We start from the raw sequence: 13442 nt of genomic DNA, 5'->3' as shown, positions 1-13442 counted from the left end.
GGGGCCTCAGTTGTGGCTGTGCAGGATCTCGTTGAGGCCGCCCCAGACCGCGTTGTTCGGGCGGGCCTCGACGGCGCCGGTGACCGAGTTGCGGCGGAAGAGGATGTTCGAGGCGCCGGAGAGGTCGCGGGCCTTGACGATCTCGCCGTCGGGCATCGTGACCCGGGTGCCGGCCGTGACGTACAGGCCGGCCTCGACGACGCACTCGTCGCCGAGGGCGATGCCGACGCCCGCCTCGGCGCCGATCAGGCAGCGCTCACCGATGGAGATGACGACGTTGCCGCCGCCGGAGAGGGTGCCCATGGTGGAGGCGCCGCCGCCGATGTCGGAGCCGTCGCCGACGACGACGCCGGCGGAGATGCGGCCCTCGACCATGGAGGTGCCGAGGGTGCCGGCGTTGAAGTTGACGAATCCCTCGTGCATGACGGTGGTGCCGGCGGCGAGGTGGGCGCCGAGGCGGACGCGGTCGGCGTCGGCGATCCGGACCCCGGCGGGCGCGACGTAGTCGGTCATGCGGGGGAACTTGTCGATCGAGGTCACCTGGAGGTGCAGGCCCTCGGCGCGCGCGTTGAGCCGGACCTTCTCGACGTCCTCGACGGCGACCGGGCCGAGCGAGGTCCAGGCGACGTTGGCGAGGAGGCCGAAGAGGCCGTCCAGGCTCTGGCCGTGCGGCTTGACCAGGCGGTGGCTGAGCAGGTGCAGACGCAGGTACGCGTCGTGGGCGTCGAGCGGCTTCTCGTCCAGCGAGGCGACGACGGTGCGGACGGCGACCACCTCGACGCCCCGGCGGGCGTCCACGCCGAGGGCCTTGGCGGCGCCCTCGCCGAGGGCGTTGACGGCCGCGTCGGGGTCGAGCCGCTCGGTGCCGGCGGGGCCGGGCGCGTCGGTCAGCTCGGGGGCGGGGAACCAGGTGTCGAGGACGGTGCCGTCGCCGGCGATGGTGGCGAGGCCGGCGGCGACGGCGCCGGTGGTGCGAGGAGCAGTGGTCATGACGGAAAACCTAACCGGCGGGCCCCCGCCCGGGCCAACCGGTCTCAGGTGTCGGTCGGGCGCGCCGTCGGTTCGGACGAGCCGTGACGAGGGGGTTTCGGTGCTTCGTCCGGGGCGCCGGGGCGCAGGACGCGGCCCAGCATCGCGCGCGCGTACTCCTCGTCGTACTCCCCGTCGGTGAGCAGGACCTGGAGGCAGACGCCGTCCACGAGGGCGACCAGGGCGCGGGCGGTGGCGGGGTCGGTGCGGTGGGCCAGGGCGGCGGTGGCGGCCTCGGTCCACTCGGCGGCGACCGGGCGCAGGGCGGGGCGGCGCAGGGCGGCGAGGTAGAGCTCGTACTCCAGCTCCACGCCGGTGCGTTCGCCGCCCAGCCACTCCCCCAGGAAGCGGGCGAGGACGGCGGCGAGGTCGGCGTCCGGGCCCAGGAGGGCGGACCGCTCGCGGAGTCGGCACCCGAAGTTCTCGTTGGCCCTGCGGAGCGCCGCGACGAGGAGTTCGTCGAGGGAGGCGAAGTGGTACGTGGTGGAGCCCAGCGGCACGTCCGCCTCGGCGGCCACCGCGCGGTGGCTCAGCCCGGCGATGCCGGAGCGTCCGACGACCCGGAGGGCCGCGTCCACGAGGCGGTCGCGGCGGTCGGGGTCGTGGCGGCGGGGGCGGGCCATCAGTGGGCGCCGCCGAGGTTGAGGACGGCGACCCCGGCGACGATGAGGAGGATCCCGGCGACCTTGGCGAGGCTGAGGGCCTCGCCGAGGAAGAGGACGCCGATGGCGGCGATGGCGGTGGTGCCGACGCCGGACCAGATGGCGTACGCGGTGCCGACCTGGAGCGTCTTGAGCGCCTGCGCCAGGAGCGCGAAGGCGACCAGGTAGCCGACGCCGGTGACGAGCGAGGGCCAGAGCCTGCTGAAGCCGTCGCTGTACTTCATCGAGGTGGTGGCGAGGATCTCCGCCGCTATGGCGCCCGCCAGCAGTCCGTAACCCATGCGTACGAGCGTACACATCGTTGCGTACGTCCGTACACATCGATGCGTACGGACGCACGTACCGTTCCGTACGGGTGTTCGGGATGCCGACCGATACGGTGTCGCCCATGACCTATCCCACGGGGCCCTACGGCTACGGCCACACTCCCCCGCCCCCACCGCCGAAGCCCGGCGTGATACCCCTGCGGCCGCTCGCCCTCAGCGAGGTCCTGACGGCCGCCTTCGCCACCCTCGGACGCCACTGGAAGCAGCTCGTGGGCGTCACGGGCGCCGCCTACGGCTTCGCCCTCCTGCTGGTGGGCGCGGTGTTCGGCGTCGGCTACCTGTTCGTCGCGGACCACGTGCCGCGCGTGTTCGACCTGCGGGAGGGCCAGGAGGCGTCGCCGGACGACCTCGTCCCGGTGATGGTCGCCTTCGGCTGCGCCTGGCTGGTCGCGGTGCTCGGGATGCTGGTCGCGACCGCCGTGGTGTCGGCGGCGGTGCCCGTCGTCATCCAGGAGGCGGTCGTGGGCGGTCGGCTCACGTTCGGGACCGTGTGGGGGCGCGCGTGGGCGCGGACGCCCGCGGTCCTCGGCACGCTCCTGCTGACCACGCTGATCGTGCTGGTGCCGTTCCTGCTCGTCATCGGCGTGTTCGCCGCCCTGATGACCCTGCTGATCGCCAACGACGCGGGCCCGGCCGCGACGCTGCTGCTGTTTCCGCTCCTCGTCCTGATCCTCCTCCCGCTCGGCACCTGGTTCTGGGTGAAGCTCGCCTTCGCCCCGACGGTGACGGTGATGGAGCGCCAGGGCCCCATGGCCTCCCTGCGGCGCTCCTGGCACCTGGTGACCGGCGCCTGGTGGCGGACCTTCGGCGGTCTGCTGGTGGCCTTCGTGCTCACGAGCGTCGTCAGCCTGGTGTTCCAGCAGGTGCTCGGCGTGCTGGCGGCCGCGCCCCTGTCCCTCCACGACGGCCCGGCGCCGGAGTCGGCCGGGGAGGTCCTCGCCCTGGTCGCGCCGATGCTGATCGTCATGATCGTCGGATCGCTGATCGCCCAGGTGTTCGCCGCGCTCTTCCCGCCGCTGGTGTCCGGACTGCTCTACGTCGACCAGCGCATCCGCCGGGAGAACCTGGCGCCGGCGCTCGCCCTGACGGCGGAGGCACGGGCGTACGGCTCCTGACGACCCGACAGGAACTGCACGCCGGCGGAACCCGGTCCGCTCAGTCCGTGAGCGACCGCTTCGGCCGCAGCACGCAGAACTCGTTGCCCTCGGGGTCGGCGAGGGTCGTCCAGGTCGCGTCCTCGCCCTGCCCGACGTCGATCCGGGTGGCCCCGAGGGCGAGGATCCGCTCCACCTCGGCGTCCCGGTCGTCGGGCGTCAGGTCGATGTGCAGCCGGTTCTTGACCGTCTTGGACTCGGGCACGGGCAGGAAGCACATCCCGGGCAGGGCGTGCTCGTCGGCCCCGATCACGACCTCGTGCGCGTCCTCGTAGAGGACCTTCCAGTCCAGGACCCCGGCCCAGAAGCGGGCCTGGGCGGAGATGTCGTGCGCGTCGACGGCGAGGTGGTACATGCGAACGGCCATGCTCCCCATCCTGTCGGGGGAGCACGGCCGTTCGCGCGAAGAGCCCGCTCAGACGTTGAAGCCGAGCGCGCGCAGCTGCTCGCGCCCGTCGTCCGTGATCTTCTCCGGACCCCACGGCGGCATCCAGACCCAGTTGATCTTCAGCTCGCTGACGATGCCGTCCGTCGCGGACTTCGCCTGGTCCTCGATCACGTCGGTCAGCGGGCAGGCCGCCGACGTCAGGGTCATGTCCAGCGTCGCGACGTTGGAGTCGTCGATGTGGATGCCGTAGATCAGGCCCAGGTTGACGACGTCGATGCCCAGCTCGGGGTCGACGACGTCGTACAGCGCCTCGCGGACTTCTTCTTCGGAGGCCGGCTTCATGGTGGCCCCGGCGTTCTCGGTCATGCCGACTTCCTCTCGGACTTCTCGTCGCCCCCCAGTGCCTGGGCGGTCGCGTCCTTCCACGCCATCCAGCTCAGCAGGGCGCACTTCACCCGGGCGGGGTACTTGGAGACCCCGGCGAACGCGACCGCGTCCTCCAGGACCTCCTCCATCGCGTCGTCCGGCTCGATCCGGCCCTTGGACTGCATCAGCTCCAGGAAGGTGTCCTGGATCCGCTGCGCCTCGGCCAGCTCCTTGCCGACGAGCAGCTCGTTGAGGACGGAGGCCGAGGCCTGGCTGATGGAGCAGCCCTGTCCCTCGTACGACACGTCCTCGACGCGCGAGCCGTCGTACTTCACGCGGAGCGTGATCTCGTCGCCGCACGTCGGGTTGACGTGGTGCACCTCGGCGTCGCCGTCCCGCAGACCGCGCCCGTGCGGGTGCTTGTAGTGGTCCAGGATGACGTCCTGGTACATCGAATCCAGCTTCACGAGCGTCCCCTAGCCGAAGAAGTTCCGTACGTGCTCCAGTCCCTCGACCAGGGCGTCGACCTCGGCCGGAGTGGAGTACAGATAGAACGACGCCCGCGTGGTCGCGGGAATTCCGTAGCGGAGGCAGACCGGCCGCGCGCAGTGGTGGCCGACCCGGACCGCGATGCCCTGCTCGTCGAGGACCTGGCCCACGTCGTGCGGGTGGATGTCGCCGAGCGTGAAGGAGATCGCCGCGCCGCGGTCCTCGGCCGTGGTGGGACCGATGATCCGCAGGTCCGGGACCTCCTGGAGGCGCCGGACGGCGTACTCGGTGATCGCGTGCTCGTGGCGCTGGATGTTCTCCATGCCGATCGCCGACAGGTAGTCCACGGCCGCGCCGAGGCCGACGGCCTGCGCGATCGGGGGCGTGCCCGCCTCGAACTTGTGCGGGGCCGGCGCGTACGTCGAGGAGTGCATCGAGACGGTCTCGATCATCTCGCCGCCGCCGAGGAAGGGCGGCAGGTCCTCCAGGAGCTCCTGCCGTCCCCACAGCACGCCGATGCCGGTCGGACCGCACATCTTGTGGCCGGTGAAGGCCACGAAGTCGGCCTGGAGCGCCTGCACGTCCAGGACCATGTGCGGGGCCGCCTGGGAGGCGTCGATGCAGACGAGCGCACCGACCTCCTGGGCGCGGCGGATGATCGTCTCGACCGGGTTGAACGTGCCGAGCAGGTTCGAGACCAGGGTGAAGGAGACGATCTTCGTCTTCTCGGTGATGACCTCTTCGATGTTCGAGAGGTCGAGGCGCCCGTCGTCGGTGAGGCCGAACCACTTCAGCTTCGCGCCCGTGCGCTGCGAGAGCAGCTGCCACGGCACGATGTTGGAGTGGTGCTCCATCTCCGTGATGGCGATCTCGGTCTCGTGGTCCACGCGGTAGGGCTCGTCGGCCCAGCCCAGCATGTTGGCCACGAGGTTGAGCGACTCGGAGGCGTTCTTGGTGAAGATCACCTCGTCGCGGCTCGGCGCGTTGACGAAGGCCGCGACCTTGTCACGGGCGCCCTCGTAGAGCGCCGTCGCCTCCTCGGCGACCGTGTAGACGCCGCGGTGGACATTGGCGTTGTGGCGCTCGTAGTACGTGTTGAGCGCGTCGAGCACCTGCCGCGGCTTCTGCGAGGTCGCCGCGGAGTCGAGGTACACGATCTTCTTGCCGTCGTGGACCGTGCGATCCAGGAGGGGGAAGTCCTTGCGGATCGCCTCGGTGTCGAGGAGGCCGGAGAGCCCCTGATGGGCAGAAGTCACGCGGACGCGCCACCCTTCACGTACTTGTCGTAGCCCTCGTTCTCCAGCTGGTCGGCGAGCTCGGCGCCACCGGACTCGGCGATGCGGCCGTTCGCGAACACGTGGACGAAGTCAGGCTTGATGTAGCGCAGGATGCGCGTGTAGTGGGTGATCAGCAGGGTGCCGACCTCGCCGGTCCCGCGGACGCGGTTGACGCCCTCGGAGACGATGCGGAGGGCGTCGACGTCGAGGCCGGAGTCGGTCTCGTCGAGGATCGCGATCTTCGGCTTGAGGAGCTCCAGCTGGAGGATCTCGTGGCGCTTCTTCTCACCGCCGGAGAAGCCCTCGTTGACGTTGCGCTCGGCGAAGGACGGGTCCATCTGGAGCTCCGCCATGGCCTCCTTGACCTCCTTCACCCAGGTGCGCAGCTTGGGCGCCTCGCCGCGGACGGCGGTGGCGGAGGTGCGCAGGAAGTTGGAGACCGAGACGCCGGGGACCTCGACCGGGTACTGCATGGCCAGGAAGACGCCGGCGCGGGCGCGCTCGTCGACCGACATCTCCAGGACGTCCTCGCCGTCGAGGGTGACGGTGCCGCCGGTGACCGTGTACTTCGGGTGGCCGGCCAGCGAGTACGCCAGGGTCGACTTGCCGGAGCCGTTGGGGCCCATGACGGCGTGGGTCTCGCCCTGCTTGATGGTCAGGTCGACGCCCTTGAGGATCTCGCGGGGGCCGTTCTCCGCCTCGACGGAGACGTGCAGGTCGTGGATTTCAAGCGTAGCCATGGGTGACTCAGGACTCCTGGGTGACGGAGACGAGCACATCGTCCCCTTCGATCTTTACGGGGTATACGGGGACGGGGCGCGTCGCGGGAAGGCCGGAGGGCTTGCCGGTGCGCAGGTCGAAGCTGGAGCCGTGCAGCCAGCACTCGATGGCGCAGTCCTCGACCTCGCCCTCCGAGAGGGAGACGTTCGCGTGCGAGCAGATGTCGTTGATCGCGAACACCTCGCCCTCGGTGTGCACGACCGACACCGGCGTGCCGTCGACCTCGACCCGCTTGGGGGTGTCGGTCTCCAGCTCGCTCAGCGCGCAGACTCGGACGAAGGCCATCAGACGGAGGCCTCCAGCTCGGCCTCGATCTTGGCGATCAGGCGCTCCTGGACGTCGGGCAGGCCGATCTGCTGGACCAGCTCGGCGAAGAAGCCGCGGACGACGAGGCGGCGGGCCTCGGTCTCCGGGATGCCGCGGGCCATCAGGTAGAAGAGCTGCTCGTCGTCGAAGCGGCCGGTGGCGGAGGCGTGACCGGCGCCGGCGATCTCGCCGGTCTCGATCTCCAGGTTCGGCACGGAGTCGACCCGGGCGCCGTCCGTGAGGACCAGGTTCCGGTTCAGCTCGTACGTGTCGGTGCCCTCGGCGGCGGCCTGGATGAGCACGTCGCCGATCCAGACGGCGTGCGCGCCCTCGCCCTGCAGCGCGCCCTTGTAGGCCACGTTGGACTTGCAGTGCGGGGTGTTGTGGTCGACCAGGAGGCGGTGCTCCTGGTGCTGGCCCGCGTCGGTGAAGTACAGGCCGAAGAGCTCGGCCTCGCCGCCGGGGGCCGCGTACGCCACGCGCGGGTGGATGCGGACGACGTCGCCGCCGAAGGTGACGACGACCGACTTGAAGGAGGCGTCGCGGCCGACGAGCGCGTTGTGCTGGGCGACGTGGACGGCCTTCTCGTCCCAGTCCTGGACGGAGACGACGGTGAGCTTGGCGCCGTCGCCGAGGACGTAGTCGACGTTGGCGGCGAGGACGGCGTCACCGGTGTGGTCGATGACCACGACGGCCTCGGCGAAGGCGCCGAGCTCGATCACCTGGTGGCCGAAGGCGGTGCCGCCCCGGCCGTGCACGGCGATGCGGATCGGCTCGGTGAGGACGGCGTCCTTGGCGACGGTGACGACCGAGGCCTTCTCGAACGAGGAGTACGCCTGGGCGGCGACCCGGTCGACGGGCTTGCCCGCCTTGCCGAGGCGCTCGTCGTCGCGGCCGACGGTCTCGACGGTGACGCCCTCGGGGGCCTCGATGTCGACCTTGACGCCCTCGCCCGAGGCGACGGCGGTGCCGTCGTGCAGGCCGCGCAGGCGCTCCAGCGGGGTGAACCGCCACTCCTCCTCGCGGCCGTGCGGGACGGGGAAGTCCGCGACGTCGAAGGACGGGGGCGCGCTCATGCGCGTGGCGACGGTGGACTCGGCGGCCACCGCGATCGAGCCGGCGGTGGTGGATCCCGCCGGGATGTTCTGAGCCTCAGCCATGGCTGTCGTGTTGCTCTCTTCCTGCGTACGTGGAAACGGTCGCTGCTGGTGCGGCGGGTCTTAGCCGACCGCGCCTTCCATCTGCAGCTCGATCAGCCGGTTGAGCTCCAGGGCGTACTCCATCGGGAGCTCCTTGGCGATGGGCTCGACGAAGCCGCGGACGATCATCGCCATGGCCTCGAACTCGGTCAGGCCGCGGCTCATCAGGTAGAAGAGCTGGTCCTCGGAGACCTTGGAGACGGTGGCCTCGTGGCCCATGGAGACGTCGTCCTCGCGCACGTCCACGTAGGGGTACGTGTCGGAGCGGGAGATGGTGTCGACGAGCAGCGCGTCGCAGAGCACGTTGGACTTGGCGCCCGGGGCACCCTCGCCGATCTCGATGAGACCGCGGTAGGAGGTGCGGCCGCCGCCTCGCGCCACCGACTTGGAGACGATGTTGGAGGAGGTGTTCGGGGCCATGTGGACCATCTTGGCGCCGGCGTCCTGGTGCTGGCCCTCGCCCGCGAAGGCGATGGACAGGGTCTCGCCCTTGGCGTGCTCGCCCATGAGGTAGACGGCCGGGTACTTCATGGTGACCTTGGAGCCGATGTTGCCGTCGACCCACTCCATGGTGGCGCCCTCGTAGGCGACGGCGCGCTTGGTCACCAGGTTGTAGACGTTGTTCGACCAGTTCTGGATGGTCGTGTAGCGGCAGCGGCCGCCCTTCTTCACGACGATCTCGACCACGGCGCTGTGCAGCGAGTCCGAGGAGTAGATCGGGGCGGTGCAGCCCTCGACGTAGTGGACGTAGGCGTCCTCGTCGACGATGATCAGCGTCCGCTCGAACTGGCCCATGTTCTCCGTGTTGATGCGGAAGTAGGCCTGGAGCGGGATCTCGACGTGCACGCCCTTCGGCACGTAGATGAAGGAGCCGCCGGACCACACGGCCGTGTTCAGGGAGGCGAACTTGTTGTCGCCGACCGGGATGACGGTGCCGAAGTACTCCTTGAAGAGCTCCTCGTGCTCCTTCAGGGCGGTGTCGGTGTCGACGAAGATCACGCCCTGCTCCTCCAGGTCCTCGCGGATCTGGTGGTAGACGACCTCGGACTCGTACTGGGCGGCGACGCCGGCGACGAGGCGCTGCTTCTCCGCCTCGGGGATGCCGAGCTTGTCGTACGTGTTCTTGATGTCCTCCGGCAGGTCCTCCCAGGACTCGGCCTGCTTCTCGGTGGACCGCACGAAGTACTTGATGTTGTCGAAGTCGATGCCGGAGAGGTCGGAGCCCCAGGTCGGCATGGGCTTCTTGTCGAAGAGCCGCAGACCCTTGAGACGCAGCTTCAGCATCCACTCGGGCTCGTTCTTCTTCGCGGAGATGTCGCGGACGACGTCTTCGTTCAGACCGCGCTTGGCGGCGGCACCGGCCGCGTCCGAGTCGGCCCAGCCGTACTCGTACCGACCCAGGCCCTCAAGCTCGGGGTGGCTGATCTCGGTGGTCATGCGGGGTTCCTCCCGGCCGTACGTGCGGATGCTGATTCGGTGGTCTGTGGTGTGCCGTGCGGGATGAACGTGGTGCAGACGCCGTCACCATGCGCGATGGTGGCCAGACGCTGGACGTGCGTTCCCAGGAGGCGGGAGAAGAACTCCGTCTCCGCCTCGCACAGCTGCGGGTACTGCTCGGCGACGTGGGCGACCGGGCAGTGGTGCTGGCAGAGCTGCTCGCCGACCGGCGCGTTCCGCGCAGTGGCAGCGTACCCGTCCGCGGTGAGGGCCTTGGCGAGCGCCTCGGTCCGCCGCGCGGGCTCGGCCGCCTCGACGGCCTCGCGGTACGCCCGGCCCTGGCTCTCGATCCGGTCCCGGGCGAAGGCGGCGACGGCCTCCTCGCCCCCGGCGTTGCGCTCGATCCAGCGAAGCGCCTCGACGGCGAGGGAGTCGTACGACTGGTCGAAGGCGTCCCGGCCGCAGTCGGTCAGCGCGAAGACCTTCGCGGGGCGGCCGCGGCCGCGGTTGCCGTAGACGCGCTTCTCGCGCGCCTCGACGACGTTCTCCGCGACCAGCGAGTCGAGGTGGCGGCGGACGGCGGCCTGGGTGAGGCCGAGCCGTTCGGCCAGGTCGGCGACGGTCGACGGCCCGTGGTCGAGGATTGACCGCGCGACCCGGTTGCGCGTGGAGCGCTCCCGGGTAGCGAGTTCCTCCACCGGAGCCGCTCCCACGTTTTTCACAACACCATTGTTGCGTAATTAATCCAGGAGTGACAAGCCGCGCCCGGAGGGCGGACGGTGCCGTGCGTCACTCAGGTAAGCCTTACCTGACCTGCGGAAACGATCATTCGTGGGATGAATTCGACCACTCTTCGGGACCCGCGGCCGGAGGACCCCCGGGCGCTCTCTAGACTTCCGGACATGCGAGAAGAGTCCGTCGTCCAGGTCCGCGGCCTGGTCAAGCGGTACGGGGACAAGACCGCCGTCGACGGCCTCGACCTCGACGTGCGGGCCGGCACCGTCACCGCCGTCCTCGGCCCCAACGGGGCCGGCAAGACCACCACGATCGAGACCTGCGAGGGCTACCGCAGGCCCGACGGCGGCACCGTCCGGGTCCTCGGCCTCGACCCGGTCGCCGACGCGGCCGCCCTGCGCCCCCGGATCGGCGTCATGCTCCAGTCCGGCGGCGTCTACTCCGGCGCCCGCGCCGGCGAGATGCTCCGCCACACGGCGAAGCTGCACGCCCACCCGCTGGACGTGGACGCCCTGATCGAGCGCCTCGGCCTCGGCTCCTGCGGCCGTACGACCTACCGGCGCCTCTCCGGCGGCCAGCAGCAGCGTCTCGCGCTCGCCATGGCCGTCGTCGGCCGCCCCGAGCTGGTCTTCCTGGACGAGCCCACCGCCGGGCTCGACCCGCAGGCCCGGCGCGCCACCTGGGACCTGGTCCGCGAGCTGCGCGCCGACGGGGTGACCACGGTCCTCACCACGCACTTCATGCAGGAGGCGGAGGAGCTGGCCGACGACGTCGCCATCGTCGACGCCGGCCGGATCGCCGTCCAGGGCAGCCCCGAGGAGCTGTGCCGCGGCGGCGCCGAGAACACCCTGCGCTTCACCGGCCGCCCCGGGCTCGACCTGGGCTCCCTGCTCAAGGCGCTCCCGGACGGCACGGCCGCGGCGGAGACCCTGCCGGGCACGTACCGGATCACCGGCGACGTCGATCCGCAGCTCCTCGCCACGGTCACCAGCTGGTGCGCCCAGAACGGCGTGATGCCGGACGGGATCTCGGTCGAGCGGCACACCCTCGAAGACGTTTTTCTTGAGCTCACCGGCAAGGAGCTGAGGCCATGAAGCGGACCACCGACGAGATCAGCCGGGGGTCCGGGGGTCGCCCCCCGGGTCGGCACAGCCTTGAGCTCACCGGCAAGGAGCTGAGGTCATGAAGCGGACCACCGACGAGACCTGCCGGGGGTCCGGGGGTCGCCCCCCGGGACGGCACAGCCTTGAGCTCACCGGCAAGGAGCTGAGGTCATGAAGCGGACCACCGACGAGACCTGCCGGGGGTCCGGGGGTCACCCCCCGGGCCGGCACAGCCTTGAGCTCACCGGCAAGGAGCTGAGGTCATGAACACGGGGACCCCCCTCCCGACGTCCGCCGGCACCTACTCCCCCCGGCCCGGCGCCGCCCCCGTCGGGCGGATGATCGCCGCGCAGACCGCCCTGGAGACCAGGATGCTGCTGCGCAACGGCGAGCAGCTGCTCCTGACGGTGATCATCCCCTCACTGCTCCTGGTGCTGTTCTCCACCGTCGACGTGGTCGACACCGGGGCCGGGAAGCCCGTCGACTTCCTCGCCCCCGGCGTCCTCGCGCTCGCCGTGATGTCCACCGCCTTCACCGGCCAGGCCATCGCGACCGGTTTCGAGCGCCGGTACGGGGTGCTCAAGCGCCTGGGGGCCTCACCGCTCCCCCGCTGGGCCCTGCTGACGGCCAAGACGCTCTCCGTCCTGGTCACCGAGGTCCTCCAGGTCGCGCTCCTGACGACGATCGCGCTCGCCCTCGGCTGGTCCCCGCACGGAAACCCGCTCTCGGTGCTGCTGCTCCTGGTCCTCGGCACGGCCGCCTTCTCCGGCCTCGGCCTGCTGATGGCCGGCACGCTGCGGGCCGAGGCCACCCTGGCCGCCGCCAACCTGGTCTTCCTGCTGCTCCTGGTGGGCGGCGGGGTGATCGTGCCCCTGGAGAAGTTCGGCGCCGCGGGCGACGTGCTCGCCCTGCTGCCGATCGCGGCCCTCTCGGACGGCCTGCGGGACGTCCTCCAGGGCGGGGCGCCGATGCCGTGGGGCGACGCGCTGGTCCTCGCGGTCTGGGCGGTCCTGGGCCTGGGGGCGGCAGCGAAGTTCTTCCGCTGGGAGTGACCCGCCCCGGGGAGTAACCGTAAGGTTCCGTTCGGCCACATACGCCCCCCTCGTGAAAGCGCGCACAAGCGCCGTCCTACGATAGGGCCCGTGCTGAACCCCCTCGCCTCCATCGCCCGGCGCTGGACCCCGTCCCCCCGGACGCTCCGGCGCGCCGCGCTCTCCGCCGTCGTGATGAGCGTGCTCATCATCGTCACGGGCGGCGCGGTCCGGCTGACCGGTTCCGGCCTCGGCTGCGACACCTGGCCCAAGTGCACGGACGACAGCCTCTTCGCCACGCCCGAGCAGGGCCTCCACGGCGCCATCGAGTTCGGCAACCGGCTGCTGACGTACGTCCTGTCGGCCGCCGTCGGCTGGTCCATCGTCGCCGTGCGCTCGGTCAAGCCGCGCCGGCGGGGCCTCACCCGGCTCGCCTGGTTCCAGTTCTGGATCGTGCTGAGCAACGCCGTCCTCGGCGGCATCACGGTGTGGATGGGCCTCAACCCGTGGACGGTCGCCGGCCACTTCCTCGCCGCGAACGCGCTCCTCACGGTCGCCGTCGTCACCTGGCACCGGACCGGCGAGGGCGACGCCGCCCCCCGCCCGCGCGTGCCCCGCCCGGTCCGCAGGCTGTCCTGGACGATCGTGATCACCTCGGGCCTGCTGATCGCGCTCGGCACCACCGTGACCGGCTCCGGCAAGCACGCCGGCGACAGCAGCGACGTCCCGCGCATGCCCTGGGACTGGACGAACGCCGCGCACCTGCACGCCATCGCCGCCTGGATCGTCTGCGCGCTCGCGATCGCGATGTGGCTGGTCCTGCGCGCGGTGGACGCCCCGGACGACACCAGGGCCCGCGCCCGCGACCTGCTGGTCGTGCTGCTCCTCCAGGGCGGCATCGGCTACGTCCAGTACTTCACCGGGGTCCCCGAGCTCCTGGTCGGCGCCCACATGCTCGGCTCCTCGCTGATGTGGATCGCGGTCGTGCGGCTCGCCCTGAGCATGCGCGAGCGCCCGCTGGACACGCCGGCGATCCCGGCCCAGGCGGACCCGGAGCTCGCGAAGGCCTGAGGCTCCCCCGTACGCGCACGCAGAAGGGCCCACCGGTTCCCGCGAACCGGTGGGCCCTTTCGTACGCGCGCGCGTACGGGCGCGTACCT

At 70.9% G+C, this 13442-nt stretch carries 16 protein-coding genes; 4 read left to right on the top strand and 12 right to left on the bottom strand.

All coding sequences use genetic code 11. The annotated features are described in order from the left end of the window. Positions 1 to 6: 6 nt before the first annotated feature. Genes dapD through OO47_RS18895 form a run of 3 tightly spaced genes read right to left on the bottom strand, consistent with a single transcriptional unit; the run spans position 7 to position 1972 of the window. On the bottom strand, positions 7 to 990 hold the full coding sequence (dapD, locus tag OO47_RS18905; protein ID WP_030205103.1) for a 2,3,4,5-tetrahydropyridine-2,6-dicarboxylate N-succinyltransferase: 984 nt from the start codon (positions 988 to 990) through the stop codon (positions 7 to 9). A 44-nt stretch (positions 991 to 1034) separates the two neighbouring features. Then, positions 1035 to 1652, bottom strand: coding sequence for a TetR/AcrR family transcriptional regulator (locus OO47_RS18900; RefSeq protein WP_078489733.1), 618 nt, complete (start codon positions 1650 to 1652; stop codon positions 1035 to 1037). Further along, positions 1652 to 1972 (bottom strand): DMT family transporter, encoded by a 321-nt coding sequence (locus OO47_RS18895; RefSeq protein ID WP_030205107.1) that lies wholly within the window; start codon positions 1970 to 1972, stop codon positions 1652 to 1654. The genes OO47_RS18900 and OO47_RS18895 overlap by 1 nt, the downstream gene beginning before the upstream one ends. 107 nt (positions 1973 to 2079) lie before the next feature. On the opposite strand from OO47_RS18895, the gene OO47_RS18890 reads away from it, so the two are divergent. Then, positions 2080 to 3132 carry a hypothetical protein gene (locus OO47_RS18890; RefSeq protein WP_030205108.1) on the top strand — a complete coding sequence of 351 codons (1053 nt, stop codon included), beginning with the start codon at positions 2080 to 2082 and terminating at the stop codon, positions 3130 to 3132. A 40-nt stretch (positions 3133 to 3172) separates the two neighbouring features. Here OO47_RS18890 and OO47_RS18885 read toward each other — a convergent pair whose 3' ends face one another. Genes OO47_RS18885 through OO47_RS18845 form a run of 9 tightly spaced genes read right to left on the bottom strand, consistent with a single transcriptional unit; the run spans position 3173 to position 10135 of the window. Continuing rightward, positions 3173 to 3538 carry a VOC family protein gene (locus OO47_RS18885; protein ID WP_030205110.1) on the bottom strand — a complete coding sequence of 122 codons (366 nt, stop codon included), beginning with the start codon at positions 3536 to 3538 and terminating at the stop codon, positions 3173 to 3175. A 48-nt stretch (positions 3539 to 3586) separates the two neighbouring features. Next, the gene (locus OO47_RS18880; protein ID WP_030205112.1) at positions 3587 to 3925 is read right to left on the bottom strand and encodes a metal-sulfur cluster assembly factor; all 339 of its coding nucleotides are present in this window, start codon (positions 3923 to 3925) and stop codon (positions 3587 to 3589) included. Continuing rightward, the gene (gene sufU, locus OO47_RS18875; RefSeq protein WP_030205114.1) at positions 3922 to 4392 is read right to left on the bottom strand and encodes a Fe-S cluster assembly sulfur transfer protein SufU; all 471 of its coding nucleotides are present in this window, start codon (positions 4390 to 4392) and stop codon (positions 3922 to 3924) included. The genes OO47_RS18880 and sufU overlap by 4 nt, the downstream gene beginning before the upstream one ends. Before the next feature lie 9 nt (positions 4393 to 4401). Further along, on the bottom strand, positions 4402 to 5670 hold the full coding sequence (locus tag OO47_RS18870; RefSeq protein ID WP_030205117.1) for a cysteine desulfurase: 1269 nt from the start codon (positions 5668 to 5670) through the stop codon (positions 4402 to 4404). Next, entirely contained in the window at positions 5667 to 6431 is a 765-nt protein-coding gene (sufC, locus tag OO47_RS18865) for a Fe-S cluster assembly ATPase SufC (protein WP_030205120.1), read from the bottom strand. Before sufC ends, OO47_RS18870 begins: the two co-directional genes overlap by 4 nt. A 7-nt stretch (positions 6432 to 6438) precedes the next feature. Then, positions 6439 to 6756: a bifunctional 3-phenylpropionate/cinnamic acid dioxygenase ferredoxin subunit gene (locus tag OO47_RS18860; protein ID WP_030205123.1), complete on the bottom strand. Its 318-nt coding sequence runs from the start codon at positions 6754 to 6756 to the stop codon at positions 6439 to 6441. Continuing rightward, complete coding sequence (sufD, locus tag OO47_RS18855; RefSeq protein WP_030205127.1) at positions 6756 to 7937, bottom strand: Fe-S cluster assembly protein SufD; 1182 nt, start codon at positions 7935 to 7937, stop codon at positions 6756 to 6758. Before sufD ends, OO47_RS18860 begins: the two co-directional genes overlap by 1 nt. A gap of 60 nt (positions 7938 to 7997) precedes the next feature. Next, positions 7998 to 9413 (bottom strand): Fe-S cluster assembly protein SufB, encoded by a 1416-nt coding sequence (sufB, locus tag OO47_RS18850; RefSeq protein WP_030205130.1) that lies wholly within the window; start codon positions 9411 to 9413, stop codon positions 7998 to 8000. Then, on the bottom strand, positions 9410 to 10135 hold the full coding sequence (locus OO47_RS18845) for a helix-turn-helix transcriptional regulator (RefSeq protein WP_030205132.1): 726 nt from the start codon (positions 10133 to 10135) through the stop codon (positions 9410 to 9412). Before OO47_RS18845 ends, sufB begins: the two co-directional genes overlap by 4 nt. A gap of 180 nt (positions 10136 to 10315) precedes the next feature. Between OO47_RS18845 and OO47_RS18840 the strand changes: the two genes are divergently transcribed. From OO47_RS18840 to OO47_RS18830, 3 genes are all read left to right on the top strand, one after another. Next, positions 10316 to 11242 carry an ABC transporter ATP-binding protein gene (locus OO47_RS18840; protein ID WP_030205134.1) on the top strand — a complete coding sequence of 309 codons (927 nt, stop codon included), beginning with the start codon at positions 10316 to 10318 and terminating at the stop codon, positions 11240 to 11242. Positions 11243 to 11514: 272 nt separating this feature from the next. Continuing rightward, a complete protein-coding gene (locus OO47_RS18835; protein ID WP_030205137.1) occupies positions 11515 to 12303 on the top strand; it encodes an ABC transporter permease in 789 nt (262 codons plus the stop codon). Positions 12304 to 12393: 90 nt separating this feature from the next. After that, positions 12394 to 13353, top strand: a complete 960-nt coding sequence (locus OO47_RS18830; protein WP_030205140.1) for a COX15/CtaA family protein — start codon at positions 12394 to 12396, stop codon at positions 13351 to 13353. Positions 13354 to 13442 lie beyond the last annotated feature (89 nt).

The sequence above is a fragment of the Streptomyces bikiniensis genome, from assembly GCF_000716625.1.
GTDB classification, from domain to species: Bacteria; Actinomycetota; Actinomycetes; order Streptomycetales; family Streptomycetaceae; genus Streptomyces; species Streptomyces bikiniensis.
This window is presented reverse-complemented; position numbering and strand designations above follow the sequence as displayed.